This window comes from Gelidimonas denitrificans (assembly GCF_055694065.1).
In genome coordinates, this window is record NZ_CM146350.1 from 783,095 (window position 1) to 809,628 (window position 26,534).

Genomic DNA, 26,534 nt, shown 5'->3' on the forward strand with positions numbered 1-26,534 from the left:
ATAGTATCGACTTCAGATCAGCGCCGCGGTCCGCTCACGGCAGCCTGGCACAATTTAATCGGCGCTTCGCTGCGTCATCAACCTCAATGGACACAAAATGAACGTATTTATCACAGGTGCAACAGGTTTTATCGGTGGCTCGGTTGCTGCGCGTTTTATTGCCGAAGGATATACGGTGCGCGGTTTGGTGCGCACCGAAGCGCAGGCTGCGCGTTTGACTGCGCTGGGTATTGAACCTGTCCTGGGCAGTCTGGAAGATGTTGCGGTTCTGACGCGTGAAGCGCAGCGTGCGGATGCGGTGGTGAATGCCGCCAGCTCGGACAATCTGCCTGCCGTTGAAACCTTGCTCAACGCGCTGGCCGGCTCAAACAAAGTATTTATCCACACCAGCGGCTCCAGCGTGATTGGCGACGATGCACGCGGCGAATGGGCTTCCGAGCAAATTTTCGATGAAGATACGCCCTTCACCCCGGCACCGGAAAAAGCCCTGCGCGCGGCTCTGGACAAGTTGATCTTGGACGCCGCCGGGCACGGCGTGCGTTCGGTCATTCTGTGCAACACCATGATTTATGGCAATGGCCTCGGGCTGCATCCATATAGCGTCCAAATTCCACCCTTAGTGGCGCAAGCGCGCAAAAGCGGCATCGCCCGCTTTGTCGGCAAGGGCGTCAATATCTGGTCCAACGTGCATATCGAAGATGTAGTCGAACTGTATTTGCTGGCGCTCCAGAAAGCGCCGGCCGGATCGTTCTATTACGTTGAAAACGGACAGGCTTCGTATGGCGAGATCACTGCCGCGATCGCCGAACGGCTGGGTCTGGCTGCGCCGCAAGCGTGGCCGGTGGAAGAGGCGATCAAGGAATGGGGTTTCGGCCACGCGGTGTATTCGTTCGGCTCCAACAGCCGGGTTTCGGCCAAGCGCGCACGCAATGATCTGGGCTGGAGACCGAAGCACACTTCGGTCATCGAGTGGATCAAGCGCGACATGAAGATCAGCGACGAAATCGACGCAAGCGGAAAAATCACGGATACCCAATAATAACTTGCAGCAATCCCAATCTCGCAAGCAGCGCGGACCGGCTTTGCAGCCCAATCTACCGCGCTGCTTGTGAGGGGTTTATTCGCGCAAAAAATACAGTCCAGCACACAGACCGACGCCAATCAGATACAGCAGCCAAGTCTGCGAGACCGCATACGGATAAAGCATCAGACCGATGCCGATCCACTTCGGAGTGCTGCTATAGGTTTTTTTGCCATAGCGATAGGCGGCAATGCCGATGATGCCAAAGACGATTGCGCCCAGCAGGTATGCCGGGCTGGGTAATGTCAGCCCAAGAGATCCAAGAGTATTCAAGTCATCCATGGTGGGTGTGCAATCCAGTGGTAATGATGAATGCTGTGGACTTTTATCGATCCCCTGAAATGGCAGCATTGGCCTGCATATTGCACGCTATCAAGCCTCAGGCGTCATTCCCAGCACTATATCAAAGCGTGCGGCCAGTTCGCCCGCATGTGCCTGGTTGGGTAAAAACGGTACCAGCACCGTAGCGCGTTGTTTGGAGTCGTGGATGGTGCGCAATACGCCGTCGCGCTCGTTTAAAGTGTGGCCTTGCACATATAACTGGGTGGTCAGCAATTCGCGGCCGCCCTTGTGCAACTTGACGTGGATATGCGGCGTGCGCCCCGGATACGGCACCGGCTTGATGGTGCGGAAACGGTATTCACCGCTGCGGCCGGTCTCAAAGCGGCCAAAACCCTGGAAGTTGGCATCGTTTCTGGCGCTGGCGTCGGCCGAATGGATGTAATGACCGTTATGGTCGACCTGCCAGATTTCTATCACCACCCCGCGCAAGGGATTGCCTTGCAGATCCAGAATGCGCCCGGTCAATTCGGTAATCTCGCCCACAGCCGGCGTCTTGTGCCCTGTAATGATGGTCAAGTTGTTATCCTGATCGAGCGGCAGCCGGTCGGGATAAAACGGCCCTTCCGTCTGCGCCGGTGTCGTGCTCAGGCCTTGCGCCCATGACTGCGGTGCACTGCAAACTAGCGCGCCGAGCAACAAACGGTGTAACACGATGCGGCGTTTATTCTCGCCCGCATCACCATCGCGCGGCAGACCCGGTTCGGATCGTGCGGTTTCGGCGTCGGGCATCGCAGCTTATCCTTGATTGTTCACACAATGTTTGAGAGTCGGAAAGACCATTGAAGTTGCAGCCATGTCGAGGCACCGGATGCCAGGGCCACTGTTCACTAATAACAAAGGAAACTGCAATGAACAAACTGTTCGCACGCCGGTTTTCCTGCTGAAGGCATCAACCCGGCGCCAACTGCAACCTGCTCACAAGGATTTCAGATACTGCGCCAGATCGGATGCTTCAGCCGGTGTCAGGCCCAGCGCTTTTTTCGTGTCATAGGTCTGGACCACCGCCTCCAGCGTTGCGGCAGTGCCGTTGTGGAAATACGGTGGATGCTGCCACACCCCACGCAACGGTGCGGTGCGGTACTGTTTGGTTGCGCTGCGCGAGGCGTAGCTCGGCGCGCCGTTGGGTTCCGGCTCGCTCACCACATCGCTAACAGGATGGAGCTGGAAATTGGCATCGGTGAACTCGGCCCCGCTATGGCAACTCGCGCAATTTCCTTTCCCCGCGGCGTTGAAGACAAGCTTGCCGCGGGCTGCAGCAGTTGCATCAAAACTGTTGGCCGGAGCTGGCGGCGCAGTCAATGTCAGCTGATACGCCTGCAATGCGGGCAGCTTCGAGCTGATCAGATCGTCGGCGCCATTGGTTACATTGACGCCATTGACGCCAATGCGCGCATCGGAGAATGTGCCGTGTCCACCCATTTGCGTGACGCCTACATAACGGTTCCAATAGGCCAAATCTTCGCCATCGCCGGTGGATGTGATGCGATGAATGCCTTTTAATCCGTATGCGGGAGGAATCACCTGCGGGCCATTAAAGCCATCCTGATTGAAGCGCGGATCGTACTTGCCCTTGCCCCAGGAGAGATAGACTGCTTTCTTGGCGATATCCAGCGCCGGTGACGAGGCAATAATGGCGCCTGGATCGAGATCCCGATTGGGCCATCCGTCCAGCCGCTTTCCGATGCCGGGCGCGAACGAATTGTCGACGGTTGAATGGCATAGCGCGCAGGTGACGCCTACCCGGGTCAGCGTGTCCTTGCCATTGATGGTTTCGACCTTGCCCTGGACTCCAACCACTGCGTTCAGCTTCAGCAAAGCAACCGTGGTGGCCGGGCTATTCAGGTCAACAGTGCCGTTCTGTATTCCCAGTACTAGCGCTGGCGGCAAAACCTCCGAATCCACTTTCAAGCCAAATACCGTCAGCGCAGTCACGGGACTGACTGCTGTGCTGATCACTTCATGCAGGCGCAGCGTGTCGGTCCATTGCGTTTCGTCGCCAAAGGTGTCGAAGCGGAAGATGGTCTTGCCTTGCGCCACCACCGCAGGATCTGGTGTCGTACTCTCGGCCCTGTCGTGGTCACTGCCACAGCCGTTGAGCGCGACAGAAGCGAGGCTGGCGGCACCGATCAGCAACAATTTGTACTGACGATCTGAGAAAACCAAGCGTTTGATGCGACTCACTCTGGATCTGCTGGAAGATTCCATAACCATTCTCCTGATTGGCGATCTGGTGCAAACCGGCTGCAACCGACAGGTCCGCTTGCATGATGAGGCATCACCACACCATTTTTAGCGGAACGCGGTTGCTCTTTAACGCAGTCTATTGATGCTTGTGGCCTTACTTGACCGCAAAACAATACAGCAAGCCCGCGCCGCCAGTGCTGCGCAGCGCATCGAGGCTGCAACCGCCCCTGGACGGGTGGGATGCGTTCCATGATTTGGAGGCGTCGTCGTCCTTCAGGCCGATGCGGTCATGATGGCCGAGCATGGCCACGCCTTCGCTGCCACTCTTGGTCCAGTTGCCGCAGGTCATATCTGCGGCGCCCGCAAAAGCCTGTCCGTCGGGCTGAGACCCGGTCAGGATGTCGTGCATGTTGGGCGTATCGCCGCGGCCATTGATCACTTCGCCTGTTTCAGTCAGAGCCGTCTGCTTGTTAATTTTATTGTTGCTGTGCAGCGCATCAACGCTGCCGGCAATCACCACGCCCTTGGCGTTTTGCCACGGCCCGGTGCCGATGCGGTCGCGCGCATTGACTGCAGGCGCAGCGGCAGTGGCGCTGGTGCTGAGGTAGGCATGCCAGGTATGGCTGCCGGCACCCGCTGCATTGGCCAGCGTCTGGCAATGCCGATCGGCACCCGCCAAGCCGCCCAGATCGGCACCGTTGCCGGGGTTGCTGCTGCTGACGAAGAACGTCATCGGGCTTTGATCCGGGCCTTTTACCGAGTTTTGCATCTGCGAGCAAGCTGCCAACAGGCCGGCAGCGGCGCAGGTAAGTAGCGATAATCTGATGGGGATGCGCATGGCTGATCTCCTGTTATTTTTCGGGATTATGCTGTGCCTGCAGCGCCTGCACAGGTTTTCAGTCTAGGCGATGTGGTGTTAATTGCAAGCCGAAAGCCAGTGATGCGCGCTTTGACGTGCTGGCGCAAGCACCGGGTCTTGCGGTTTTTTGCCCGGCTACGAATTGCGCGTTCCAGCCGTGATCCCTGCGCCGCACATTATTTGATGCCAAGCGCCCATTGAATGATGTATTTGGCTACAAATCCCACCATCCCAAACGCCAGGCCGAGGAACAGCACAAAAGCACCAAAGCGTCCGGCCTTGGCTTGCCATGCAAGCTGGCCGATGATGAACAGCATGTAGAGCATAAAAGCGCCCACGCCAAAGGTCAGGCCAAAATTGGCGATCTGGGCTTCCGTGAAGCCGAATACTGTGCCGGTCAAGAGTGCTCTCCATTGTTGATATCAGGGGCGGCAGCTTCCACCAAGTCGCGATAAGCATGCCAACTGGCGTGGCCGAGCAGGGGAATGAGCAGAATCAGGCCCAGCAGCAGCGATGCCAGCCCGAGCAAGGTAAAACCCATGATCAGCCCGGCCCATAACGCCATCGGTGCCGGGTTGGCCAGAATCACTCTCCAGCTGGTCAGGACCGCATCCATCACGCTGATTTTCCGGTCCAGCAGCAATGGCATGGTCACCACGCTGGAGGCGAAAACCGGCGCCGCCATGACGCCGCCAAGCACCAGCCATAATTCAAATAAATAATTGTCGGGCGCCAGCATCACCCGATGCACAAATTCCATCGGGCTGGCGATGGGCTGCGGCGCAAACGAAATCACCAATGCCGCCGAAGTCATGACCCAGCCGGTTCCTGCCAGCGCCAGCAACAAGCCGAAACGCACCAGCCGGGTATCGAGCACACCGTCAGGCGTGCGCCATTGCAGCCAGGTACGCAGCACGCACTGGGCATTGGCCGGTGCGCCGCGCTCCAGCGCACGACTCAGCGCATACAGCCCGGTCGCCAGCACCGGCGCCACCAGCAAAAAACCGGAAAAGGCGCCGGTCAGCAACCAGAAGCGATCGTGTGCAATTGCTGCCAACAGCGCACCGAACAACGCAACTGCCAAGCCATGCGCGATGCTCAACGGCGGGCAACGCGCAATATCGTGCCAGGCCAGAATCAGCCATTGCAAAGGCCGCAACAGCGGTATGGTACGCACAGCAGGAGCTTGGGTCGGGAAGGTGGTTGGCATGATGGTTTTGTGTTTTAGAGGGAAGTAGGCATGTACAGAACACTTGATCCAAGGCAAGTTGCCTATGGTATACGGATATTGATAACGATACTGATAGCGCGCCGTGTCTGCGATCCTGATTCGTTACCCAACGATGCATCAATTTTACTTTTCCAGCCGGAAATTCAAACATTGCGCTGCCACTTTATGAAGGCAGAGCGGCTTAAAGCGAAAGCAGCGAATGTAGGTAAAATCATGACTTATTGACCACCCCAGTGAAAAGTCATGACCGTGAAAAATATCTGGATACTGATTAAAGCCGCCGCCTCGTCCTGGGTCGACGACTATGCACAAAGCATGGGCGCGGCCCTGGCTTACTACACCATGTTCTCGATCGCACCGTTATTGCTGATTGTGATTTCGATCGCCGGACTTATCTTCGGCGTCGAAGCCGCGCGCGGCGAAATTGTCGGGCAGTTGCAGGGTTTGATGGGGCAGCAGGGCGCGGAAGCCGTGCAGGGTTTGCTGGAAAGCGTGAACAAGCCGGCCGAAAGCGTCGTCGCCACGCTGGCCGGAGGAGTTCTGCTGTTGATCGGCGCCACAACGGTGTTCGGCGAACTGCAGGATGCGCTGGATCGGATCTGGCGCGCACCCAAAAGAAACAAGGGCGGAATCTGGAGTTTGCTGCGGGCGCGCCTGCTGTCTTTCGGCATGATCATGGGCATCGGCTTTTTATTGATGGTGTCATTAGTGGCCAGCGCGGCACTGGCCGCACTGGGAAAATTGTGGGGGCCGCTGTTCGCACATTGGGAAATCTTTGGCAACGTGATTGATTTCCTGGTCAGCTTCGCATTCACCACCACAGTATTTGCCATGATCTACAAGATCATGCCGCGCGCGCGCGTTGACTGGATGGACGTGTGGATCGGCGCCGCCGTGACCGCTCTGCTGTTTTCGATCGGAAAATTCCTGATCGGGCTCTACATCGGCAAAAGCGGTGTGACGTCGGGATTCGGCGCCGCCGGTTCGCTGGTCGTGGTGCTGGTGTGGGTCTACTACTCGGCCCAAATATTTCTGATGGGCGCGGAATTTACCTGGGCTTATGCGCTGACATTCGGATCGCGCAAGAAGCAGCCGGTGCCCGCCGCTGCGCCCGAAGTTCCCAGCCAGGCGACAAAAAGCCAGCCTGATGAAAACATGATCGAGGCCAAGCAAGCGGCGCTAGAGGAGGACCGCAGCCAGAAAAATGAAAGCGGCGCGCCGCAAGCTAAAAACTAAAGCTTAACGGCCGCTTGTCGTCGCACTGATTCGCTTCCTTGCACCGCAGCACAGCTTTCGCGCTTATCCCGCCGGGCTGGCCAAATTTGCATCGGATTGACGCGTTATTCTTGCAATTTCTCGCCGCGTCGGCTGTCATACAGGCGGGTGCTGCAAAAGCAGCGCCCTTTTCTCTCAACACCAAGGAGCTATCATGATCAAGAAAGCATGGGCGGTCTGGAAGGGCGGTATCAAGGAGGGCGGCGGGACAATTTCCACCGAAACCGGGGTTCTCAACGAAGCGCCTTATGGTTTCAAGTCGCGGTTTGAAAACGGCAAGGGTACTAATCCGGAGGAGTTGATCGGGGCTGCGCATGCTGGTTGTTTTTCGATGGCGCTGTCCTTAATGCTCGGAGAGGCCGGCTTAACGCCGGAAAAGATCGAGACGCATGCTGATGTGACTCTCGAAAAGGTAGGCGACGGCTTTGAGATCACTGCCAGCCATCTCACCGTGGTGGCAAAAATCCCCGGCGCCGATCAGGCCAAGTTCGAGGAAATTGCAAACAAGGCCAAGACCGGTTGCCCTGTATCCAAGCTGTTGAAGGCAAACATTACGATGGATGCACGGTTGGAGCCATGAACAAACCGCGTGCGTCGGACTATCGGTAAGTCGGCGCTGCGCTTGCGAAGCCCAACATGCGTTAGCGATATCTGCATGTTCCGAATGTTGGGCTTTGCGGCCCAACCTACCGTGCCGGGACGATAAATAAGGAATAATAGAGGGCAGCGCACAAAGTAGTGCTGAAAACCTGATCTGTCCCTATCATTCGTGCCTGCATCAATAACCCAACCAACAACACAGAAAGAGAAAAAATGACTACATTAAAAGCCATCATGGAAACCAGCAAGGGCACCATCAACATCACCCTTTTTGCCGATCAGGCGCCGGTCACGGTTGCCAACTTCGTCAACCTCATTGGCCGCGGTTACTACGACGGGCTTAAATTCCATCGCGTTATCGACAATTTCATGATCCAGGGCGGCTGCCCGCAAGGTAGTGGCATGGGCGGCCCCGGCTATGATTTTGAGGATGAATTTTCCAAGGACCTGCGTCATGACAAGGCCGGGATATTGTCGATGGCAAACTCCGGCCCAGCCTCCAACGGCAGCCAGTTCTTCATTACCCACGGCCCGACACCGCATCTGGACGGCAAACATACCGTGTTCGGCGTCGTGGTCGGCAGCGAAGACCAGAAAGTGGTCAACAGCATCGCCAAGGATGACATCATCAAAAAAGTCACCATCGAAGGCGATGCTTCCGCGTTGCTGAAACAGGTCGAAGAGAAGCTGACAAAATGGAATCAAGTCATCAACAAAAGATTCCCCAACCTCAAGCCAAGCGCTGCTTAACACGTCAATAAGGCGTCAATAACGTGGGGTGGTCACTACCTCCGCGTAACATAGCGTGGGCACATTTCTGTGCCCACGCACTGGTAAAGCCGCCGGCATAACCTCTACCTGACTTGCGCGATTTACCTGACGCAGCCCACTTTCCTCAAACGAACGGCGTCACTCCCGGAACCTGCGGTGCAATACGCGTCGCTATTGCCCTACTAATTGCCCCTTACGGCCTTTGTGATTTGTCAAAATACATCCGAAATACTGTTTTTCTGGTGAAGAGAATAGTCATTCAGCCATAGCGAACTAGTAAGATCAATCACAAAACAGGTCCCGGCGCAATATTTCAAATGCATGAGATTGAACAGTCTCAATCCTTTCAAGACCGGATAACGCACAGAAAGCGACCAATGCTGACCAGGCTCAATCCAAAATCAATGACTCTATTGCTTCTGATTTCTGGCCCAGCGTTGGCGTTGGAGCAGCCGGCAACATTGGCGGACTGCGCCCGTATTGTCGAAAACAGCCAGCGGCTAGAATGCTTCGACCGACTCGCCGCCAATGATATTCGGCCAAGCAACGACAACCCGCAGCAGGTGGCTGTCCAGGCGCAGCGGTTGCCTGAGCGTTCCCTGGCTGCCGGCCATCTCCGTACCGGGCAGTCAGAATCTTCGAGCCTTGCAGAACAATGGGAATTAGGCGTGGAGGACAAGCGCGGTGTTTTTGCCTTTCGTCAGCATAGGAAAAACACCCTTCTGGCCACCTATAGCACTGCGCCCAATGCGGCCCCGTATCTTCCTTTCAAAAACCTGGCGCCCGAATCGTCCGGCCTTTCCCATTCTGAAATCGCGTTCCAGCTCGGCTTCAAGCTGAAGCTGCTGGAAGACTTCTCTGCCCGGCACGCCGACCTATGGTTTGGCTACACGCAACAAAGCTTCTGGCAGGCGTACAACAAAAGCGTATCCAGCGCCTTCAGGGAAACCAATTATCAACCTGAGGTGATGGCAGTCTTGCCGGTGAACTTCACGCTATTGGGGATGAATGCGCGCTTTATCAATTTTGGATTCGTGCACCAATCCAACGGCCAGGCATCGACGCTATCGCGGAGCTGGAACCGACTGTACCTGCAGGCAGGCCTGGAAAAAGACAACTTTAGCGTTTTAGCCCGGATATGGAAACGCCTTGAAGAACGTCGGACGGATGATAACAATCCAGACATACTGGACTACATGGGTTACGGCGACATCGTGGGAACTTATACATCCGAGGGCCACGAATTCTCGCTTCTAGCCAGACGCAATTTCAGTACTAGTCGAGGTGCAATCCAGGCTGGCTGGGCATTTCCGGTGGCGAATCAGCTGAAAGGGTATGTGCAATTATTTTCAGGATATGGGCAAAGCCTGATCGACTATAACTATTCACAAAAAATGATTGGATTGGGCCTGCTCCTCAATTACTAGCGCTCATTTGATCAAATCCCTGCTACACCTTTGCGCCGCCCCATCTTCATGGTTTTATAAAAAATGTGGAGTATCAGTTAAAACAGGCATGTTCCCGCAGGTACCACCTGCGGTATTAAAAAATACACTTGTTGGTATGCATAGGTACATGCAGCCTTACGAATTGCGGTTTACGGGCTTGCCCGTATGTTACCGATTCAACGCAAGGCCCCGAAAACCTTGCCGATGATCTTGCTGCCGCTGCCGATCGGGTCCTGCCGGATCGCTTTTTCTTCCTCTGCGATCATCGTATACAGGCCATCCAGCGCGCGTTGCGTTACATAGCTTTCGACGGTGGCTTGCTGTTGCCCCAGTCCCAGCTTCGATACCTGACCCATCACGCCGTTGTACTGGGCAGACAGGCCGGAGCGGTCGGTGACCTTCTTCACCACAGGCAAAAACGTGACACTGAGCTGGTCGGCCGTCTTCTCACGAAAAAACTGGGTGACCGAGGTGTCGCCGCCAGTCAGAATATTTTTGGCATCGGTCACCGACATCGACTTCACTGCCTTGAGTAGCAGCGGTTTGGCCATCGGCACCGCCGCCTCGGCCGCGCGATTCATTGACACCACCAAGTCATCGAGTTGCTGGCCGCGGCCGGTCATCTTCAACAACGGCCGCGCCTGTTCCAGTATTCCCGGCAACTGGATCTTCACCTTGTCGTTATTCAGGAAGCCATTCTCGACCCCGAGTTTGGCCACCGCCGCAACCGAACCCTTTTCCAAGGCTGCCTTCAGACCGCTGCTGGCATCCTGATTTGACAGATCCGCCAGCGAAAACGCCAGCGCGCCCGAGGCAATCAGGCACAGCGGCAACAACAGTGATTTTGCGAAAAGACGGTTTGACATGGCGGACTCCAGTGGGTTGACATGACGCGGCATGCGCGCTGAATAGCATTGGAAAATATACCCGAAGCCCGCGAATCGCGTGCGGCTTACGCATTGCGCCGGCCAGCCTTTATGGTTTTATAAAGCAGGTGGAGTATCAGTTAAAACATGCATTTTTCCACATGTATCACTGCGGTATTTAAAAATACACTTGTAGGTATGCGTGGAAACTACGAATTGCGCCTACGGCATTGGCACCGGGATAGCCCGCTTGCAGTTGCCTGACAGGCGGGCTGGAGCAGTGGCCGATTAATTGTAATCGTGCTGGTCGTGCTTGCTGGAAATCAGCTTGTTTCTGGACAGCGACATCATCAGGACCGCGATCAGTTCATGCATGATGATCGTATGGTGATTGCCGCTCTTCTGGAAATAATCGCGCAACTGCTCGCGCACCTTCGCCACGCCGGTCACATCGATCAGGATGTCGACGCCGTTGCCTAGCCGCGCAATATCCATAAAGTCGGCGGTGGTCACAATGCCATGCTCGCGCGCCAGCTTGATGCCCGGCATATCCTGGTTCAGGTCAGCCACGCCGACCACTTCGACAAAGCTGGAATCGAGCAGTTGCTTCAAGAGCGGGGTACCGGTTTCTCCGGCGCCGATTACGCCAATACGGATTTTTTCCATGATATTTCGCCTTTATTTTGCAATGTAAAAAATCGAGTTTCGTTTCGCTGACATTATAGCCCTGCAACTGATGACAAAAAGCAACTAAACAAAGCTGCCGCCGGCTTGTCGTTATCGCGTAAGACACCCTACGGAATACGCCTTACGGCCTTGAAGTTTTCCCGCAAATATCCGTGAATATTCAATCTCGGGTTTGGCAGCCCAAGCTACCTTGACATGACGAATATCACGAAATATAGCCCCACTTCCTAAATTGCGACTGCAGCGACGGATCGTTTTTGAATGCTGTGAAATAAACAAACTCAGGCGCAAGATCAAGCCCATTCGGCCAGACGACGGTATCGAGTTCCGGCTCGAGGGCAACTTGGGAGAACAGGGAGATGTCTTGCAGCGACTGGAATACGCCTTCCTTTAATGCCGGCGATAAATCCGCTTCCCCTTTGCGCCCGTCATTAAAGACCACTTCGATTTTGTAATCCTTGACGTATTTCGCACTCGTAATATGCAGCATGCTTGTTTACTCCAAAATTACTCCAACGGGGCGATGGGGGCAGGGTTTTTATTTTTTGCGCACCATGCACATGGAACCATCTGTAGGTTGGCGCTGAGTTTGCGAAGCCCAACATTTGTTAACGATATCTGTATGTTCCAAATGTTGGGCTTTGCGGCCTCACCTACGTGCTATTTTTAACAGATTTTTTTTGCTGGGTTTGATAAGATTATCTGAAACTTTCTCAGCTTTAAGATTTTCAATTTCAATTTTAAGAGATTCTATTATTTTATCTTTATCAACAGTATTGCCACCTTTGACAACATAATTAGTTAACATTTTTAACTCATCTTTATAGGCAAGTAGAGGTTGATATAAGCGATGATATGCACGCCCTATAGCGCCACGAAACAATGTGAGTTCTGGTGAATTGGTACCGGTGTTCAATACATGTTGTTTGGATATTCCAGGATATGGATCAATAAAAACAATTTTTTTAATACCTAATTGGTATGCCTTTTTGGCGCATAACTCGCAAGGACTAGCTGTAGTAAATAAAACGCCGCCTTGTATTGCCTCACCGCCATATTTTGCAATTTATAAAAAAGCATTTTCTTCGGCATGCAATGATCGTGTATGTACTTGGTTTTTTTCCCCATCTATTTCATTTTGAATGTCTTTAAAATAGTAAGAAAACGGTATCCCTTTGAGTAATGGAGTCTCCATTTTATTCTTGAATGTTAATCGCATTACTTTCTGAAATTGTTCGTCTGTTCTTTCATAATGGCTATATATTTCATTTTCCCCACCATCCAATAAATCGCCAGCACTTCTTAGCTGACATGGTGTTTGTCCTTCAGGGGTGCTGTTCCATCCGACAGCCTTAACTGAATAATTTTTATCCGTAACAACTGCTCCTACTTGTCGAGAAATACAGCCAGAATTTAATTTCGCACTGTATGCAAGTTGCATCCCTCTTTCAATTGCAGTTGGAGTTACTAATCCCGGATGAAGTATTAAAGAAATATACCAAGATAATTGAAATTTTAATTCATTAGTATTAAATTCCTGACGATCTGGATTATTTAAATGTATATCTGAAATTTCTATACATTTTTGAATATTCTGTGATATGTATATATCTTTCCCTGAAAGTTTTTCAGGGTATTCTTTTCTATCAAGCGCTGTAATTTGTTGTTCTGAGAATTTGTGGCTATTTCTGAGATGCTTCAGTCTTTCATCGTTCGGAGTATTAATAGAGATTAAATAGAACCCAGAATATCGTTGATGAAAAAAAACAGCTTCAAATGGGTTTCTTATCGCATCAATTGTAATATAGGCACCACTTTCATTTTTTTCTCTAATAACTTTTATAAGTTTGTTTACAATTTTTGGTAGTGTAAATATTTTATCTGCATTAAATTTTATATCGTTAGCACTTCCTGATGCTCGGATGTTGTCTCCGATATTTTGGTATATAGATGTGTATGAACTTGTTCCTAATTTCTTTTGTAAAATATCTTTAAATTTAGCGCAGAATTCTGGTAGATATTCGAAATATATTTGCCATGCCATTACTTTTTTTTCTTCATCTGGCATGGTTTTATAATTTTTTATTGTAATATGCGCATTTTCATAATATTCTTTATATTCTTTTAATTTATTTTCTGTTGTTTCTATATTTTCGCTGAGTATTTTTGAAATTAATTCTATTAATTGCGCGTAGTTTAATTCAAGGAGTATGCCTGTTATAACATCCCTCATTTGAATTTTAATGAATTGTTTCCAGTTTTTATTTATATAATTTCTAATAATTTTGTATTTTAATATGTCATTTCTAGCTGTATAGGCACTCGAATTTTCAGGTATTGATATATTTTTATTTGATAATATATCTGCAGCAGTAGTACACCCAGATCCTGTTCTTCCAGTTAATCCAAGTATTATAAATTCACCAGTTTCTTTAAATACTCTTTCAAGGGCATTCGCTTCATCGCTCAAAATTTTTACTCCTTATTATGTATATTTATAGAAATTTATTTAATTAAATATTTATGTTTTTATGGTACTTCAAACTATAAAAATATATTACGACAATAACTATATGTGATTTAATTGTATTGAAGGTGATTATTTCAAATAAGCAACTATCTCACCCAACCCCCACCAAACTCCGCCCTCCTGCCGTCCTCTGCACCAATATCCTGGTCGCAATCCGTTCCGTCATTTCCTGCACATGCGAGATCACGCCGACTTTGCGGCCCATCGATTGCAGGCCGTCGAGCGCATCCATTGCGACGCGTAACGTGTCGGCATCTAAGCTGCCGAAACCTTCATCAATGAACAGCGATTCGACCCGCACCCGGTTGCTTGACAGCGATGCGAGGCCGAGCGCCAGCGCCAGCGAAACCAGGAATGATTCGCCGCCGGATAGCGAGTGGACAGAGCGCAATTCATCCCCCATGTCCTGATCCACCACCATCAGCGCCAGCGTGTCGGGGATGCGTTGCAGCCGGTAGCGGCGCGAGAGTTCGTTCAGGTGGCGGTTGGCGTAGCCGAGCAGCACGTCGAGTGTGGTTTGCTGCGCGTAATTGCGAAATTTTTTGCCGTCGGCGGCGCCGATCAGGTCATTGAGTTTCGCCCACAGCCTGTAGGTGGCTTCCTGCTTGGCGATGGTGGTGAGCATGTCGGCCGCATGCACGCGGCGCGCCTGGTCTTGGGCCAACGACAGTTGCAATCCGGTGGCTTGGGCGTGGGCGCTCTGGCGCTCGGCGGCCAAGCTGTGCAGCGCTTGCTGCAGCGTGTCTATCGGGTTGGCGCTGATGTCGGCTGCAAGCTCGGGCGCAATCGCGTCGGCTTCTGTTTCGTCCAGCGTGTTTTCTATAGGTGCTGTGTCGGCTGGATTGTCCTCTTGCGGTGGGCGCTGTTGCTGGTGCGCTTGCCGTTGGCTGGTGCGCTCTTGCAGCACGGTGGCGGCTTGCTGGACGGCGGCGTCGATTGCGTGTAATTGCTTGCGCTCGCTGGTGATCCAATCGGCGGGGTGGGCTAGCAGCGCGTGCAGTTGGGCGGTGTCGAATGTGGCCGGTTCGTTGTCGGCAACCTTATTTGCAACATCATTTGCAACATCATTTGCAACATTATTTGCAACATTAACGCGGCTGATCCAGTCGGCCACTTGCTCGGCGGCGGTTTGGGCTTCGCTGGTGTGGCTGGCGAGGCGCGCTTTGGCTTGTTCCAGCGCTTCGCTAAAACGGGTTTGAGCTTGCTTGCTGTCGTTGCTGGCTTGGGTGCGTTGAAGTAATACGGTTTTGGCGGCGGTAATCGCGTTGGCAAGTTGCGTTTCTATCTGTTGTACCGGCTGACCATTGAATAGCGCGTGGCGTTGGGCTTGCATCGCTTTCAATGCGGCGTCGCTGGCGGCGAAGGCGCTGTTGGCGCGCAATTGATCGGCGGCTGCCTTGTTGTGCGCATCGAATAATCCCCTGTGTTCCAGCGTCAGAGTGACGTTGTATTGCAGACCTTGATCGCGGGCGTTGCGCTGGGTTTGCCATTGCTGGACGTTGTGCGCGCAGCGATTGTAGAAGGCGTCCGGCTCTTGTTGCCAGTCGATTCTCCAGCCGATTTTTCCATCGATTGCCCCGTTTTCCGCATCATCCGGAGCGCTGAAGGCGGCGTCGAGCTGGTCCAGGCACTGGGTTAAGCGTTGCTGGCTTTGGGTCAGTTGTTCGGTGCTGGCGCGTTGTCTGGATTGGGTCTCAAACAGCGCGATTTGCATCGCGCTGGCGGCTTCTTTCTTTGCGTTGTGTTCTGTCGCGGCGCGCTCGAACGCGGCTTGGGCTGTGTCTTTGGCTTGGGCGGCGCTGCGCCAATCGGTTTCCAGCTGGTTGATGCTGCGCAGTTGCGTTTGCACGGTGGTGCGCTGGCTGGCGAACCAGTCGGCTTGTTGTGCAACATCAATCTCTGTTAATTCGACGGCGATCGGGTGCGCTTGCCAGTCTTGGCGGTGGCGCTCTAGCGCGGCGTGCAATTGCTGCTGCTCTTTTTCGATGGCGGCCAGTTGGCGGCGGTGGCTGGCAGCGTCCGCGCTGTGGGTGGCGTGCTGTTGGTGCGCGTGCTGAGATTGCTGGCGGCAGTGGGCAACTTCGGTTTGCAGGCTGGTCAGCATCGCGTGCAGTTGCGGATTGTCGATATCGACAGAATACGGATGCGCGGTGGCGCCGCAGACCGGGCAGGGCGCGTCCGGTTCCAGCGCGGCGCGCAGGGTTTCTACGTTTTCACCGCAGGCGGCTTCGGCGCTTTTCAGCGAGCGTTCGGCTTGCGCCAATGCGGCGGTGCGCGCCGGGATCTGTGCGCTGACTTGGGCCAATGCAGCATCGGCTTCGGTTGCGGCGTGCTGGCTGTTTTGGCTTTGCGTGTGCAGCGCTTGTTGGCGTGTTTGCTGCTCGGCCAGTGCGCTCCAGATTTGCTCGGCGCTGCCGAGTTGGTCGCGGCGGGTTTCTGCGTTGTGCTTGCGCGCTTGCAGCGCGGCGATGTCGATGCTAGCGTGTAGCAGTGCGGCGTGCTGGCGCTGCTGGTCGGCCTCGTTCAATGCGACGCCGGCGGCAGAGAGTGCTTGTGTCGTCGCGTGGAGTTGTGCGTTCTGCTTGGCTTCATTTTGTGAAAATGTTGCCAGTATGCATTCAATATTACCTATTTCATTGCGTAAAATGCATGCCTGCTTTAGGAGTATATCCCAGCGCGGCCAATTTTCCGCCAGCGTTTGCAGCGGTGCGTGTTGCGCTAGCCAATGTTCGGTGGCTTGCTGCTTTTGTTGCGCATCGTTGATTTCTGTTTGCTTGGTGTGCAGGTTTTTCTGGGCCAGCGCGGCGGCTTGGCCGGCGTCGATTTGCGCTTGCTGCGCTTGACGATGCGCGGGCAGCGATGTGTCGATGCGGGCGTCGAGCGCCTTGGCCTGATCCAGCGTGGGGGCGGCGTTGCTTTGCGCTTGTTCGGTTTCCAGCAGCGTGCGTTGCGCGATTTCCAGCGCGGCGTCGGCTTGCTGGCGGGTTTGCTCGGTGTTGGTCAGCGTGGTTTGGCAATCGGCAATCGCGCTGTGATCCTGGGTGATGGTGCGCGTCAGCCGGTCGACTTCGGCCACTAGCGGGCGGGCGGCTTGTACCGATTCGACACGTTGCAGGTCGGTGCGGCGTTCGGCGGCGGCCTCTTGTTCCGTTTGTTTTTGCTGCAATTGCGCTTGCGCTAGTTGTTCGTTCTGGTGGAATTTGTCGTCGTCCTGATGCCAGCGCAGTTGGATGTCGAGTTCAGTTTTGCGCAGATCAAGCGCGCTGACGGCGGCGTTGGCGGCGCTGCTGTCTTGTTCCAGTTGGCTGCGGGCATCGTCGGGCAGCGGTCGCTGGTCGGCCAGTTGGTCATTGATGCGCTGCAATTTAAGCTGTTCTTCCTTGGCGCGGACAAAAGCGCGCTGCGACAGGACGCTGTAGATAGCGCTGCCGGTCAGGGTTTCCAGCAATTCGCCGCGCTCGTTGTCGTCGGCTTTCAGAAATGCAGAAAACTCGTTTTGGGCCAGCAGCACCGCGCGGGTGAATTGGTCGAAGGAGAGGCCGATGCGTTGCACGATTTCGCCTAGGACTTCCTTGTTGGTACCGCCGATGGGATGCAGGTCGGGCAATTGTTTCAGGCTCATGTCGGTTTTTTGCAAGCCGCCGCCTGCTTTGCCACGCGCACGCCGCACGCTCCAGCGGGCGCGGTAGGCAATGCCGTCGTTGCCGACAAAATCGACTTCTGCATATCCTTCTGCGGTGCCGCGCCGTAACAGGTTTCGGGCGTCTTGCTGGCTGATAGTGTTGTCGCCAACGTCGGGCAAGCCGATGCCGCCGGCTTTTAATAGCCGCGGCGTTTTTTCATACAGCGCCATGCACAGCGCATCCAGCAGCGTGCTTTTGCCGGCGCCGGTCGGGCCGGAAATAGCGAACAGGCCGGCTGATTTCAGCGGTTCCTGTTCAAAATCGACTTCAAATTCGCCCGCCAGCGAGGCCAGGTTTTTGCCACGGATTGCGAGGATTTTCATATCTTAATTATTTACTTTTCATTTCTCTCCCTTCTCCCGCTTGCGGGAGAAGGGCCGGGGATGAGGGCGGTCGTCGGAGCCGTATTGCGGGTATTTACCGACGCCGTAGCTTGCAACACCTGATAAATCGACTCCAAGACACCTTCCGTTTCCGTCAGCATCTGGTTATTCCAGAAGCGCATTATTTGGATGCCTTGCCCGCGCAACCATTGATCCCGTACCTGATCGTACGCCACCGCCTCGCTATGCTGCCCTCCATCAAGCTCAATGCCGAGCTTACGTTCATCGTAGTAAAAATCCAGAATGTAGCGTCCGACTGGATGCTGTCGTCTGAATTTTGCACCAGCGAGACGGCGATTGCGCAATAGCTTCCACAGCAATGCTTCGGCGTCGGTCATGCCGCTCCGCATTTCTCTGGCCCAAGTGCGGATATCGTCGGGGAGTCTGGCAGGGTGGTGGGGTGAATGGATTTCCATTGAGCAGGTTTATTGGGTTGTTTTTAGGGTAGTGATTGTGCGGAGTCCCTCATCCCCAGCCCTTCTCCCGCAAGCGGGAGAAGGGAGTAAATGCAGGATTTCAATGAATATCTTCGGATGGGTTGAGCATCAATTCGGCAAAGGCGGCGCGCAGTTCCAGCGGCGCGTCGGTTTTATATTTGGTGCTGTAGAGCCGGTTGAAGATGTCTTCCGGTTGCAGCCGTTCCAGTTGGTCTAGCGATACGGTGGTGTCATTCGCGCTGGTCACGATTTTGGGCGTGAAGCTGGTTTCGATCTTGGCCAGGCGCACCTGCTTGCCTTCCAGCGCGGCTTCGATGCGGGCGCGCAGGCCGGGTTCGGGCGCGTCGAGACGGATGCGCACTTCCAGGTACGGCTGTCGCTGTAAATCTGCATGGTCTGGTAATGCTAGCGCGGCCAGCGCAGTGATCACTTCTTGCAGCGGAGCAGGCTGTTTCGGCACGCGCAACAATTCGACTGCGCGCGGCACCGGCAGGGCGGTAATGTCCACCACCGTTTCGCCATTCAGATCGACGCGCAACACTTGATGCGGATAGTTGACTTCGGCAAACGACATTGGCAGCGGGCTGCCGCAATAGCGCAGGTGCGCTTGCTTGCCGACGCTTTGCGCCAGGTGCAAATGGCCCAGCGCCGCATAGGCGATTGCGGGGTCGAAGATGCCTGCAGGCAACGCTTCGGTGCCGCCGATGACGATGCGGCGCTCGGAGTCTTGCGAGATTTCGCCGCCCACCATGTGGCAATGGCCCAGCGCGACAATCGCCTGGCCGGGCTGGCGCAATGTCAGCGCATGTTGCAGCGCCTGACGGTACAGCAGCGCGATGCCTTCCATGTAGGGATCGTCCGCAGTTTCTGTATTTTTTTCAGTACGCGGTACGTCGCCGGGGCGCAGGAAAGGGATCGCCAGACACCAGGCGGCAATATCGCCCAGCCGGTTCTTGAGCGGCACCACCAGCCGCGCAAGGTCGATTGCGCCGTCCGGCAAGCGTGGAACAAAGCCGATCACGGTCGCGTCCAATGTTTCCAGCAGCGGCCCCGGCGCTTCCAGTCGGCCCGGTGAATCATGGTTGCCGGCGATGATGACGATGTTCAGATGCGGCACCCGCGTTTTGGCTTGCTGCAAAAAGCGGTACAGCTGCTTTTGCGAAGCGGCGGATGGGTTCGCGTTGTCGAAGATGTCGCCGGAGATCAGCAAGCCTTCGGCCTGTTCGGCGACGAGCGTATCGAGCAGCCAGTCCAGAAAGTGTTGATGTTCGAAGCCGCGTTCGAAATTGTGCAGGGTCTGGCCCAGATGCCAGTCCGAGGTGTGGATGAAGCGCACGATGATGTCCTTTGGTCAGCGTTTGGGTGACGGGAGGTAGTGATATATTGGCCGTTAATATAACTGATGTTACGCACAAAAATCAGCAGGTAGGATGGGTGAAACCCATCATGCGCTGTGGTAATTACAGTGATGGGTTTCACCCATCCTACAAAACTGCTCAAGCCAAAGGAAGAACCATGTTGCCGAAAAAACCGGACAGCGCCAAGCTGGACAAGATCGTCGCCGATGCGCGCCGTAACGCTGATCAGCGCGAGCTGGGATACCGCGAGCGTGCGCTGAAAATCTACCCGTGGATTTGCGGCCGCTGCATGCGGGAATTCACACTCACTAATCTGTCGCAACTGACCGTGCATCACCGCAACCACAATCACAGCGACAATCCGCCCGACGGCAGCAACTGGGAATTGCTGTGCCTGTACTGCCACGACAATGAACACTCGCGCTATCTGGAAGCCGATCAGCAAGGCACGTCGGCGCAGGGCAGCGGCGGCGTGCAAGCGGCAACCCATAATCCTTTTGCCGCCTTGTCTTCCCTGATTAAGAAACAGCCTTAATGGTATCTATGCAGACCGCTTTGTGTGCCTGAGATAATGCGCCTTCCAATATTCACCAGAAAGAATGTGCCGTGTTCGACAAACCGATTGTGATGCTGGATTTTGAAACAACAGGCTTGTCCCCGGATAGAGGCGACCGCATTACCGAGGTTGCGGCGCTGCGCATCGTGGATGGCAAAATCGCTGAACGCTATGTGTCGCTGGTGAATTGCGGGGTGCGGATTCCATCCTTCATTACCGGCCTGACCGGCATCTCGCAATCCATGGTGAATGCCGCGCCAAGGGCGTCGGTGGTGGTGCCGGAGTTACTGGATTTTATCGGCGGTGACGCGTTGTCGGCGCATAACGCCAGCTTCGATCTGCGGTTTCTGCTGGCGGAAAGCCGGATGCAAGGTTTGAGTCCGGCGCATCAGGGCTTGATCTGCTCGCTCAAATTGTCGCGGCGGGTGTTTCCCGGCATGGCCAGTTACAAGCTGTCAGCGCTGGCGTCGGCGCTGCGCATCCGCTTCAACAGCGCAGCGCATAGGGCCGAAGCCGATGCCGAAGTGTCGGCCAAGTTGCTGCTGCATATCGGCGATCATCTGGGATGTCATTACGGCCTGCGCAAGATTGATCCGCTGTGGCTGGAATCGGTCAACCGCCAGAGCGCGGCCAAGGTGCCGGACTTCCTCAAAAAGCGCTGTGCAATGCAGGCGTAGCAGTGGATCGCTGAGGATTCGGTTTGCTGATGCTTGAGTCGCCCAGGCAAGAGTAATAAAAGTAATGCAGCTTCCTGAATAACTAGATGGCTCAATATTGTTATAAAGCAAGGCGATATTGCTGAGGGTTATCTGTTTTTCTATTGAATAGTGGAGACCTCTTCATATAATGATCTGCTGTAATAAGTTGCAGCAAATAAGCGAGGGTGCCATGGAGAACGTATTGCAAAAGACCATTGAAGTTCCACCACAGCGGAAAAAAAATGGCTTCAATTTTAATAAATTTCAAGCAATCGTTTGCATGGCAGCCTCCGCAGTCGTCAGCATTGGCTTGATCGTCTGGGCGGTTAAGGCGATTTTCTAAAATTGCGCGCTGCGCTCCACTGCGTTTGCGCTTCATTATCCAAGTCCGTGGGATTTGACCAGAAAACCGCAGAGGTTTTCTCCGCCTTCGTGAGCCGGGCAAGCGTTAAATAAATGGCAGAATTAGATAATTGCCACCACAGAAAACAATCAGAGGACGCATCAATGAATGCACCAAACGCGATTATCAATTGCTGCGCGTACAGAAACGGTAAAAAGCTAAAAGACATCACGATTGAAGCCATCAGTGACGTGTTACAGGAAAACGATACTTTCGTTTGGGTCGGGCTGCTCGAACCGGACCCAGAACTGATGGGCAAAATCAAAGAGGAATTCGGTCTGCACGAACTGGCAGTAGAAGATGCACATAAGGCGCATCAGCGGACAAAGCTGGAAGAATATGGCGACACGCTATTTTTGGTTCTCCACACCGCAATGTTGGCTAATGAAGAGATTCAGTTTGGCGAAACGCATATTTTCCTGGGACCACGCTTCGTTGTCACCATACGGCATGGGCAATCGATGGGCTACGCCAAGGTTCGGGAACGCACCGAGAGCCTGCCAGACAGGCTGGCAAACGGCCCCGGCTATGTGTTGTATTCGATTGTCGATTTCGTGGTCGACCAGTATCAACCGTGTATCGACAATCTGCAGGCAAGGTTCAAAAGCTTTGAGAACCAGCTGTTCAAACCTAGTTCTCAAGCAGACAACTTACAGGATTTTTACAGCCTGAAAAATGAACTGCTGACACTGCACGCGGCGGCGGTGCCATTAATCGAGATTTGCACGCAATTACTGCGCTTTCATAGCGACATAATCCCCAAGGAAAACCGCATTTATTACCGGGACATCATCGACCATGTCGCCCGGGTCACCCATGCCGCCGACCGGATGCGCGAAATGATTAATGCCGCGATGCAAGTCGCCCTGGCGCAGGTGACTATTCGCCAGAACGAAGTGGTCAAACGGCTCGCCGGCTGGGGCGCTATTTTGGCGGTGCCCACCATGGTATTTAGTTTGTATGGGATGAATTTCGAGTACATGCCAGAACTGAAATGGAAATGGGGTTACCCGATAATTTTGGGCTGCATTATGGTTGGCTGTGTTTTGCTGCACCGCCGGCTGAAGCGTGCCGGTTGGTTATAAAAACATCAAATGAAAAAACTGTTTCCTTTTCATGAAAAAAATTCAATTGGATGTTTAGGCATTGATTGCATGGCTATTTTTATAGCGAGACGTCGACAGTTTTTCTTTGCCGAACACGTTTCCCGGGCCCCTTGGGAAGACGTTAAAACTTCACTGCGTTCTGCCAGTAAGCCAGTGCAACCTTGCGGCTGGAGCTCAAGGAATTTTCCAGAACCATATTCTCCAGGAAGCTTAAAAATGCCTGCGCTTCGGCGTTCAATCCAAATAAATTCAGTGAATGCAGTATTCGGGTAATTCGCAAGTCATTGTGGGTCGGCGTCCAGGCCCAATTCGAACAACGCGCATGCCAGTTGGCGGACTTGATGATGTCTGCGCCGCTCCACTCAAGGCCATAGAAACGCAACATCCGGCTGAACCCGTCTCGCAGACCAGCGAGGACTTTGGGGTCATGGCCAAGCTCGCTGCACTCGTTTCGGGTTAGCACGGGCGCGTCTGCATTGACTCTGCTCGGCTCCTCAAGCGGAAAGAGCCACTGAATGAAATCATGCTGGAATTCAAGCGCATCGTCCGACCATGCCAATATGCTTTCAAGCGAACGCCCACCACTGTCAACTCCATCTCGGGATAGAAAATGTCTGGCCGTATCTTTTATCTGAAGTTTGATGTTGGCTCCTGTGCGTTTATGGGCGTTCAGATGGGAACGGTATTTGTCGCGAGTATGTCGGTGAACTTGTTTGTTGCGAAATAGATCTCTATATAAAGTGTGAACAAGATGCGCCTGCTCACCTTAGCGAACGCTGTTTCAAACAAGCTCAAAAACAACGAATCGCATGCTATGTAAGCATCATCTTCTTGAGCAATATCACTACACAGTTATTCTGAAATGATATTTTCTCCTGGCTGTATTTTGTTATAAAAAAAAGGAGAGAGACATGACAGAAAACAAAACAAAACAAATATGCCCGAACTGCAGGCAGGCCAGTGGTGTAGAGATAATCTATGGCAGCGTCGATACGTTAAGCGAAATCCTTCGCAGCGCTGTGAAAGATGGCGATGTTGTGCTCGGAGGCACTTATCGCAAGTGGGACTGGGAGGAAGAATTAATCAACACCAAGTGCTTGCAATGCAACCATGAGTGGCACTGGCGGCATAAAAACTTGTGGCATAAACAAAATTTAATTCACGCCTAGACAATGCCAGTCGCAGAAATGATGTCCTGATATTGTCATAGTTCCGTAGTCAGATTTTATTGCAATACGTTAATAAACGCTTGCCCTCTCTGGCCGCTATGAGAGGGCCGGTTACTCAGTAGCGAATTAGCGAGCTCTTTTCTCATCATCCCATCTGTGCTGTTTCCACGATAAAAAGCAATACGAAAAGCAGTATGTTTCGCACCCTGCTCGGGCGGTTCAATCCTGATTTATCGCTCAATAGGCGACCGTGAAGCGTTGGCGGACGTGCTGCGGGCGCTCAAGTTCGTCGATCATGGCCACCGCGTAGTCTTCCATCGAGATGCGGCTTTGGCCGCTTTCATCTGACAGCAGCTGGTCTGTGCCAACGCGGTACTTGCCGGTGCGCTCGCCTGGCGCAAACATGGCGGGTGGGGACAGGAAGGTCCAATCCAGCTCCGTTTCAGCATGCAGGTCATCGAGGAATTGCTTGCCCGGGATGGCTTCCACCTTGTACTCCTCGGGGAAAGTCGGGCTGTCGAGTAGCAACGTTCCCGGAGCGACTTCCAGGCTGGCGGCACCTCCCACGACCAGCAGGCGTTTCACGCCGGATGCCCTGACCGCCTGAAGTAGCGGGGCCGCCTTCAGCACTTGAAAAGTGGCCGCGCTGATAACCGCGTCGTGACCGCGCAAGCGTGGAGTCAGCTGCTCCGGTTGCGTGGCATCACTTTTTTGTACGGTCACGCCTTCGGGCACATCCGCTTTTTCTGGCGAACGGACAATGCCCGTGACAATGTGGCCACGGCGAAGCGCTTCTGCGGCAATGCGGGAGCCGGCGCGGCCGGTGACTCCAATAATCGCAATTTTCATGAGTACTCTTCCTTCTGTAGTGATACACGCCATGCGAATTCAGGGCAAGAAATTGGTGCTCAATTGGTCCCCTATTTGACAACCAGATTTCCTTTCATCGTCGGATGAAACGTACAAACATACGGGAAGACGCCTTTCCTGCGTACCTTGAATTTCCAGGAACGGTTCTGCGCAATCTCGCCGGAGTTGAAACTGCGATTTTGTGCGGTAGCGGTATGCGCAACGATATCTTTGTTTGTCCACACAATTGTATCGCCAGCGTTTGCCGCAATAACCTGCGGGGAAAACTGCATTGCCTCGATGATGACGGTATGCACCTTCGGTTTCGCAACCGCATGCGATCCGTGACCTGCGCTAAACAGTGCAACAGCCAATAACAATGCACCCCCGGTGTAACGCGGGTGTTTATTGCCCGGGGGTGTTAAAGCGAGCACAGCAATGACTTATTTCAGTGACGTCTGTACCTTCATCGCATGCTGCAAATGCGCGTCAAATGCCGGACGAGTTTTTGTCAGTAAATCTTTTAATTCAGCATTTTTCGCGTTTGGCAGGAGAGTCTTGTCGATGGCATCCAGCACAGCCTGGTGATAAGTCACTTCATTATCGACATATGCTTTGTCGAATTCAGCGCCCTTGAGACCTTTAAGTTTTTTCAGGTTCGCGGCGCCGTCGTCGTTGAGACTCTTGCTGGTCGGGCTGTCCTCAGGTTTTACCTTAAGTTTCTTAACCAGCGCCGACGCCGATTTGTTGACGCTGGTATGGTCAGTAATCATGCGCTGCGCAAAGGCCTTAACTTCTTTGTTCTGTGACTTGGACTTGGCAAGCTTTCCGGCGTTGATATCAACCGTGTTCGCAGCAACAACGATACCTGCGATTTGGGCATCGTTCGGCGCCTCCGTTTGCGCAAACGAGACCGTTGCAACGAAACTCAGCAAAGCCGCTGCTGCAAGACCGCCAAATGTTTTTTTCATGAAATGCCTCCAAAATAAGGTTATTTTGCCAAATGTTGTAAACACGCTCCAGCAAGCGGACGATTCTTCTTTATGGTGGTAAATCGCGCGCCGCCAAGATGCTGCATTGCCTGTTGTGGAGCATTTGTACTGCAACAAATTATGGATTAATGCATGAATATTAATTTGCGTTTTGTCAATGCCCGTGGCTTCGATGGATTTGATGTTGTCAAAATTTATGGCGCGTCAAGACAAGGCTGGTAGAGCATTCTCAGGATCAACGGGTTTTTAAAAAGAAAGGAGTATTGCCATTTTTATGGCAATACGCGCATATATTAATTGCGAAAATAAAATATACTCCGATTAATGCAGGCAGTCGTTGAATCCCCCGTAATCTGGGCCACTGTTCCGACGCACTCCACTCCGTTCCTTTTTTGCGGGCAAGTTGCGTAGCATCAGTGTGGTAATGGCCCCAACCCAAGCGGCGCAGGTGTGATGTTCACAATCAGTGAGAACAGCTGGTCGAAGCTCTCCTGGTATTCAGCGCCGGCAAGCGGGTCCTGATTGTCAGCAAACTGCGCATCGATGACGGCCCAGTCATCCGGCGTCAGGAACTTAATGGCGGCGGGAAGAATCGCATCTTCTTCCAATTTCATATGACCAAAATAGAATTTTGAATAGGTTTCCACCATGTCAAAAAATGACTGGAATGCTGCGGCGCCCTCAAGTTCATAGTGCGTCAGTGCGCGTTCCAGTGCGCGCACCTGCGACTCGCCTTGCATGTGCTGGGACGCAAGTTCATCCAGAGTCTGATTGACTTGATTGGTGCGCTCGTGTAATCGTGCAAACAGGTATTGATCTTCTTTCGGATGATGTACTTGCTCCGGATACTCGCTAATGTAAAGCAGCATTGCCCGAAACACCTTGGGGTCCGGCGCCTTCCCTGCGTTGTTGATAGCACGCACGAAATGCTGCATGCCATGGATTACGGCCGACAACCGATCGTGCTCATCCTGGATGACACGTATCGCAATATGATTTGATAGCACACGCATAAAAGATCCTCTT

Annotated in this window: 30 protein-coding genes; 10 read left to right on the forward strand and 20 right to left on the reverse strand. The window is 53.4% G+C overall.

What is annotated here, in order from left to right; genetic code table 11:
• Nucleotides 1-97 precede the first annotated feature (97 nt).
• Complete coding sequence (locus tag FKCLFG_RS03665) at nucleotides 98-1,039, forward strand: NAD-dependent epimerase/dehydratase family protein (protein WP_472614875.1); 942 nt, start codon at nucleotides 98-100, stop codon at nucleotides 1,037-1,039.
• A gap of 78 nt (nucleotides 1,040-1,117) precedes the next feature.
• Here FKCLFG_RS03665 and FKCLFG_RS03670 read toward each other — a convergent pair whose 3' ends face one another.
• The 6 genes from FKCLFG_RS03670 to FKCLFG_RS03695 all read right to left on the reverse strand — a co-directional run bounded on the left by FKCLFG_RS03670 (nucleotide 1,118) and on the right by FKCLFG_RS03695 (nucleotide 5,676).
• Nucleotides 1,118-1,363: a hypothetical protein gene (locus tag FKCLFG_RS03670; RefSeq protein WP_472614876.1), complete on the reverse strand. Its 246-nt coding sequence runs from the start codon at nucleotides 1,361-1,363 to the stop codon at nucleotides 1,118-1,120.
• A 90-nt stretch (nucleotides 1,364-1,453) separates the two neighbouring features.
• The gene (locus FKCLFG_RS03675) at nucleotides 1,454-2,152 is read right to left on the reverse strand and encodes a dioxygenase family protein (protein ID WP_472614877.1); all 699 of its coding nucleotides are present in this window, start codon (nucleotides 2,150-2,152) and stop codon (nucleotides 1,454-1,456) included.
• 186 nt (nucleotides 2,153-2,338) lie between these two features.
• A complete protein-coding gene (locus FKCLFG_RS03680; RefSeq protein ID WP_472614878.1) occupies nucleotides 2,339-3,628 on the reverse strand; it encodes a c-type cytochrome in 1,290 nt (429 codons plus the stop codon).
• 133 nt (nucleotides 3,629-3,761) lie between these two features.
• On the reverse strand, nucleotides 3,762-4,445 hold the full coding sequence (locus FKCLFG_RS03685; RefSeq protein ID WP_472614879.1) for a hypothetical protein: 684 nt from the start codon (nucleotides 4,443-4,445) through the stop codon (nucleotides 3,762-3,764).
• Between the two features lie 197 nt (nucleotides 4,446-4,642).
• Nucleotides 4,643-4,867, reverse strand: a complete 225-nt coding sequence (locus FKCLFG_RS03690) for a DUF2788 domain-containing protein (protein ID WP_472614880.1) — start codon at nucleotides 4,865-4,867, stop codon at nucleotides 4,643-4,645.
• The gene (locus tag FKCLFG_RS03695) at nucleotides 4,864-5,676 is read right to left on the reverse strand and encodes a DUF2189 domain-containing protein (RefSeq protein ID WP_472614881.1); all 813 of its coding nucleotides are present in this window, start codon (nucleotides 5,674-5,676) and stop codon (nucleotides 4,864-4,866) included. Before FKCLFG_RS03695 ends, FKCLFG_RS03690 begins: the two co-directional genes overlap by 4 nt.
• A 30-nt stretch (nucleotides 5,677-5,706) precedes the next feature.
• Here FKCLFG_RS03695 and FKCLFG_RS03700 point away from each other — a divergent pair, with 30 nt between their 5' ends.
• From FKCLFG_RS03700 to FKCLFG_RS03720, 5 genes are all read left to right on the forward strand, one after another.
• Complete coding sequence (locus tag FKCLFG_RS03700; RefSeq protein WP_472614882.1) at nucleotides 5,707-5,922, forward strand: hypothetical protein; 216 nt, start codon at nucleotides 5,707-5,709, stop codon at nucleotides 5,920-5,922.
• 18 nt (nucleotides 5,923-5,940) lie between these two features.
• Entirely contained in the window at nucleotides 5,941-6,933 is a 993-nt protein-coding gene (locus FKCLFG_RS03705; RefSeq protein WP_472614883.1) for a YihY/virulence factor BrkB family protein, read from the forward strand.
• Between the two features lie 193 nt (nucleotides 6,934-7,126).
• Nucleotides 7,127-7,552, forward strand: a complete 426-nt coding sequence (locus FKCLFG_RS03710) for an OsmC family protein (RefSeq protein WP_472614884.1) — start codon at nucleotides 7,127-7,129, stop codon at nucleotides 7,550-7,552.
• A 233-nt stretch (nucleotides 7,553-7,785) separates the two neighbouring features.
• A complete protein-coding gene (locus tag FKCLFG_RS03715; protein ID WP_472614885.1) occupies nucleotides 7,786-8,322 on the forward strand; it encodes a peptidylprolyl isomerase in 537 nt (178 codons plus the stop codon).
• Between the two features lie 398 nt (nucleotides 8,323-8,720).
• Nucleotides 8,721-9,770, forward strand: a complete 1,050-nt coding sequence (locus FKCLFG_RS03720) for a phospholipase A (RefSeq protein ID WP_472614886.1) — start codon at nucleotides 8,721-8,723, stop codon at nucleotides 9,768-9,770.
• A gap of 197 nt (nucleotides 9,771-9,967) precedes the next feature.
• Here the strand turns inward: FKCLFG_RS03720 and FKCLFG_RS03725 are convergent, their stop codons facing one another.
• The 8 genes from FKCLFG_RS03725 to FKCLFG_RS03760 all read right to left on the reverse strand — a co-directional run bounded on the left by FKCLFG_RS03725 (nucleotide 9,968) and on the right by FKCLFG_RS03760 (nucleotide 19,713).
• Nucleotides 9,968-10,657: a DUF4197 domain-containing protein gene (locus FKCLFG_RS03725; protein ID WP_472614887.1), complete on the reverse strand. Its 690-nt coding sequence runs from the start codon at nucleotides 10,655-10,657 to the stop codon at nucleotides 9,968-9,970.
• Nucleotides 10,658-10,945: 288 nt separating this feature from the next.
• Nucleotides 10,946-11,323, reverse strand: a complete 378-nt coding sequence (locus tag FKCLFG_RS03730; RefSeq protein ID WP_472614888.1) for an oxidoreductase — start codon at nucleotides 11,321-11,323, stop codon at nucleotides 10,946-10,948.
• Between the two features lie 226 nt (nucleotides 11,324-11,549).
• A complete protein-coding gene (locus tag FKCLFG_RS03735) occupies nucleotides 11,550-11,834 on the reverse strand; it encodes a DUF2442 domain-containing protein (protein ID WP_472614889.1) in 285 nt (94 codons plus the stop codon).
• 159 nt (nucleotides 11,835-11,993) lie between these two features.
• A complete protein-coding gene (locus FKCLFG_RS03740; RefSeq protein WP_472614890.1) occupies nucleotides 11,994-12,260 on the reverse strand; it encodes a hypothetical protein in 267 nt (88 codons plus the stop codon).
• 150 nt (nucleotides 12,261-12,410) lie between these two features.
• Complete coding sequence (locus tag FKCLFG_RS03745) at nucleotides 12,411-13,814, reverse strand: hypothetical protein (RefSeq protein WP_472614891.1); 1,404 nt, start codon at nucleotides 13,812-13,814, stop codon at nucleotides 12,411-12,413.
• 151 nt (nucleotides 13,815-13,965) lie between these two features.
• Nucleotides 13,966-17,880: an AAA family ATPase gene (locus FKCLFG_RS03750; RefSeq protein ID WP_472614892.1), complete on the reverse strand. Its 3,915-nt coding sequence runs from the start codon at nucleotides 17,878-17,880 to the stop codon at nucleotides 13,966-13,968.
• Between the two features lie 11 nt (nucleotides 17,881-17,891).
• Entirely contained in the window at nucleotides 17,892-18,356 is a 465-nt protein-coding gene (locus FKCLFG_RS03755; protein WP_472614893.1) for an endonuclease domain-containing protein, read from the reverse strand.
• Between the two features lie 100 nt (nucleotides 18,357-18,456).
• Entirely contained in the window at nucleotides 18,457-19,713 is a 1,257-nt protein-coding gene (locus tag FKCLFG_RS03760; RefSeq protein ID WP_472614894.1) for an exonuclease SbcCD subunit D C-terminal domain-containing protein, read from the reverse strand.
• 179 nt (nucleotides 19,714-19,892) lie between these two features.
• Here FKCLFG_RS03760 and FKCLFG_RS03765 point away from each other — a divergent pair, with 179 nt between their 5' ends.
• Nucleotides 19,893-20,270 (forward strand): YajD family HNH nuclease, encoded by a 378-nt coding sequence (locus tag FKCLFG_RS03765; protein ID WP_472614895.1) that lies wholly within the window; start codon nucleotides 19,893-19,895, stop codon nucleotides 20,268-20,270.
• Between the two features lie 71 nt (nucleotides 20,271-20,341).
• Nucleotides 20,342-20,968 (forward strand): 3'-5' exonuclease, encoded by a 627-nt coding sequence (locus FKCLFG_RS03770; RefSeq protein WP_472614896.1) that lies wholly within the window; start codon nucleotides 20,342-20,344, stop codon nucleotides 20,966-20,968.
• Nucleotides 20,969-21,068: 100 nt separating this feature from the next.
• Here the strand turns inward: FKCLFG_RS03770 and FKCLFG_RS03775 are convergent, their stop codons facing one another.
• On the reverse strand, nucleotides 21,069-21,368 hold the full coding sequence (locus FKCLFG_RS03775) for a hypothetical protein (RefSeq protein ID WP_472614897.1): 300 nt from the start codon (nucleotides 21,366-21,368) through the stop codon (nucleotides 21,069-21,071).
• A 128-nt stretch (nucleotides 21,369-21,496) separates the two neighbouring features.
• Here FKCLFG_RS03775 and corA point away from each other — a divergent pair, with 128 nt between their 5' ends.
• Entirely contained in the window at nucleotides 21,497-22,477 is a 981-nt protein-coding gene (gene corA / locus FKCLFG_RS03780; protein WP_472614898.1) for a magnesium/cobalt transporter CorA, read from the forward strand.
• Nucleotides 22,478-22,619: 142 nt separating this feature from the next.
• Here corA and FKCLFG_RS03785 read toward each other — a convergent pair whose 3' ends face one another.
• Nucleotides 22,620-23,057 (reverse strand): opioid growth factor receptor-related protein, encoded by a 438-nt coding sequence (locus FKCLFG_RS03785; protein WP_472614899.1) that lies wholly within the window; start codon nucleotides 23,055-23,057, stop codon nucleotides 22,620-22,622.
• A 352-nt stretch (nucleotides 23,058-23,409) separates the two neighbouring features.
• Here FKCLFG_RS03785 and FKCLFG_RS03790 point away from each other — a divergent pair, with 352 nt between their 5' ends.
• Nucleotides 23,410-23,667 (forward strand): hypothetical protein, encoded by a 258-nt coding sequence (locus FKCLFG_RS03790; RefSeq protein ID WP_472614900.1) that lies wholly within the window; start codon nucleotides 23,410-23,412, stop codon nucleotides 23,665-23,667.
• Nucleotides 23,668-23,904: 237 nt separating this feature from the next.
• Here the strand turns inward: FKCLFG_RS03790 and FKCLFG_RS03795 are convergent, their stop codons facing one another.
• The 4 genes from FKCLFG_RS03795 to FKCLFG_RS03810 form a co-directional block, all read right to left on the reverse strand.
• Nucleotides 23,905-24,516: an NAD(P)-dependent oxidoreductase gene (locus tag FKCLFG_RS03795; protein WP_472614901.1), complete on the reverse strand. Its 612-nt coding sequence runs from the start codon at nucleotides 24,514-24,516 to the stop codon at nucleotides 23,905-23,907.
• 71 nt (nucleotides 24,517-24,587) lie between these two features.
• Nucleotides 24,588-24,950, reverse strand: a complete 363-nt coding sequence (locus FKCLFG_RS03800; protein WP_472614902.1) for a cupredoxin domain-containing protein — start codon at nucleotides 24,948-24,950, stop codon at nucleotides 24,588-24,590.
• A 9-nt stretch (nucleotides 24,951-24,959) separates the two neighbouring features.
• Complete coding sequence (locus tag FKCLFG_RS03805; RefSeq protein WP_472614903.1) at nucleotides 24,960-25,487, reverse strand: DUF4142 domain-containing protein; 528 nt, start codon at nucleotides 25,485-25,487, stop codon at nucleotides 24,960-24,962.
• A gap of 434 nt (nucleotides 25,488-25,921) precedes the next feature.
• Nucleotides 25,922-26,521, reverse strand: coding sequence for a hemerythrin domain-containing protein (locus FKCLFG_RS03810; protein ID WP_472614904.1), 600 nt, complete (start codon nucleotides 26,519-26,521; stop codon nucleotides 25,922-25,924).
• Nucleotides 26,522-26,534 lie beyond the last annotated feature (13 nt).

Coding starts and splice junctions, on each gene's coding strand:
- FKCLFG_RS03665 (WP_472614875.1), top strand. CDS start 98: ATGAACGTATTTATCACAGGTGCAACAGGTTTTATCGGTGGCTCGGTT.
- FKCLFG_RS03670 (WP_472614876.1), bottom strand. CDS start 1,363: ATGGATGACTTGAATACTCTTGGATCTCTTGGGCTGACATTACCCAGC.
- FKCLFG_RS03675 (WP_472614877.1), bottom strand. CDS start 2,152: ATGCCCGACGCCGAAACCGCACGATCCGAACCGGGTCTGCCGCGCGAT.
- FKCLFG_RS03680 (WP_472614878.1), bottom strand. CDS start 3,628: ATGGAATCTTCCAGCAGATCCAGAGTGAGTCGCATCAAACGCTTGGTT.
- FKCLFG_RS03685 (WP_472614879.1), bottom strand. CDS start 4,445: ATGCGCATCCCCATCAGATTATCGCTACTTACCTGCGCCGCTGCCGGC.
- FKCLFG_RS03695 (WP_472614881.1), bottom strand. CDS start 5,676: ATGCCAACCACCTTCCCGACCCAAGCTCCTGCTGTGCGTACCATACCG.
- FKCLFG_RS03700 (WP_472614882.1), top strand. CDS start 5,707: ATGTACAGAACACTTGATCCAAGGCAAGTTGCCTATGGTATACGGATA.
- FKCLFG_RS03705 (WP_472614883.1), top strand. CDS start 5,941: ATGACCGTGAAAAATATCTGGATACTGATTAAAGCCGCCGCCTCGTCC.
- FKCLFG_RS03710 (WP_472614884.1), top strand. CDS start 7,127: ATGATCAAGAAAGCATGGGCGGTCTGGAAGGGCGGTATCAAGGAGGGC.
- FKCLFG_RS03715 (WP_472614885.1), top strand. CDS start 7,786: ATGACTACATTAAAAGCCATCATGGAAACCAGCAAGGGCACCATCAAC.
- FKCLFG_RS03720 (WP_472614886.1), top strand. CDS start 8,721: ATGCTGACCAGGCTCAATCCAAAATCAATGACTCTATTGCTTCTGATT.
- FKCLFG_RS03725 (WP_472614887.1), bottom strand. CDS start 10,657: ATGTCAAACCGTCTTTTCGCAAAATCACTGTTGTTGCCGCTGTGCCTG.
- FKCLFG_RS03730 (WP_472614888.1), bottom strand. CDS start 11,323: ATGGAAAAAATCCGTATTGGCGTAATCGGCGCCGGAGAAACCGGTACC.
- FKCLFG_RS03735 (WP_472614889.1), bottom strand. CDS start 11,834: ATGCTGCATATTACGAGTGCGAAATACGTCAAGGATTACAAAATCGAA.
- FKCLFG_RS03750 (WP_472614892.1), bottom strand. CDS start 17,880: ATGAAAATCCTCGCAATCCGTGGCAAAAACCTGGCCTCGCTGGCGGGC.
- FKCLFG_RS03755 (WP_472614893.1), bottom strand. CDS start 18,356: ATGGAAATCCATTCACCCCACCACCCTGCCAGACTCCCCGACGATATC.
- FKCLFG_RS03765 (WP_472614895.1), top strand. CDS start 19,893: ATGTTGCCGAAAAAACCGGACAGCGCCAAGCTGGACAAGATCGTCGCC.
- FKCLFG_RS03775 (WP_472614897.1), bottom strand. CDS start 21,368: ATGAAGCGCAAACGCAGTGGAGCGCAGCGCGCAATTTTAGAAAATCGC.
- corA (WP_472614898.1), top strand. CDS start 21,497: ATGAATGCACCAAACGCGATTATCAATTGCTGCGCGTACAGAAACGGT.
- FKCLFG_RS03790 (WP_472614900.1), top strand. CDS start 23,410: ATGACAGAAAACAAAACAAAACAAATATGCCCGAACTGCAGGCAGGCC.
- FKCLFG_RS03795 (WP_472614901.1), bottom strand. CDS start 24,516: ATGAAAATTGCGATTATTGGAGTCACCGGCCGCGCCGGCTCCCGCATT.
- FKCLFG_RS03805 (WP_472614903.1), bottom strand. CDS start 25,487: ATGAAAAAAACATTTGGCGGTCTTGCAGCAGCGGCTTTGCTGAGTTTC.
- FKCLFG_RS03810 (WP_472614904.1), bottom strand. CDS start 26,521: ATGCGTGTGCTATCAAATCATATTGCGATACGTGTCATCCAGGATGAG.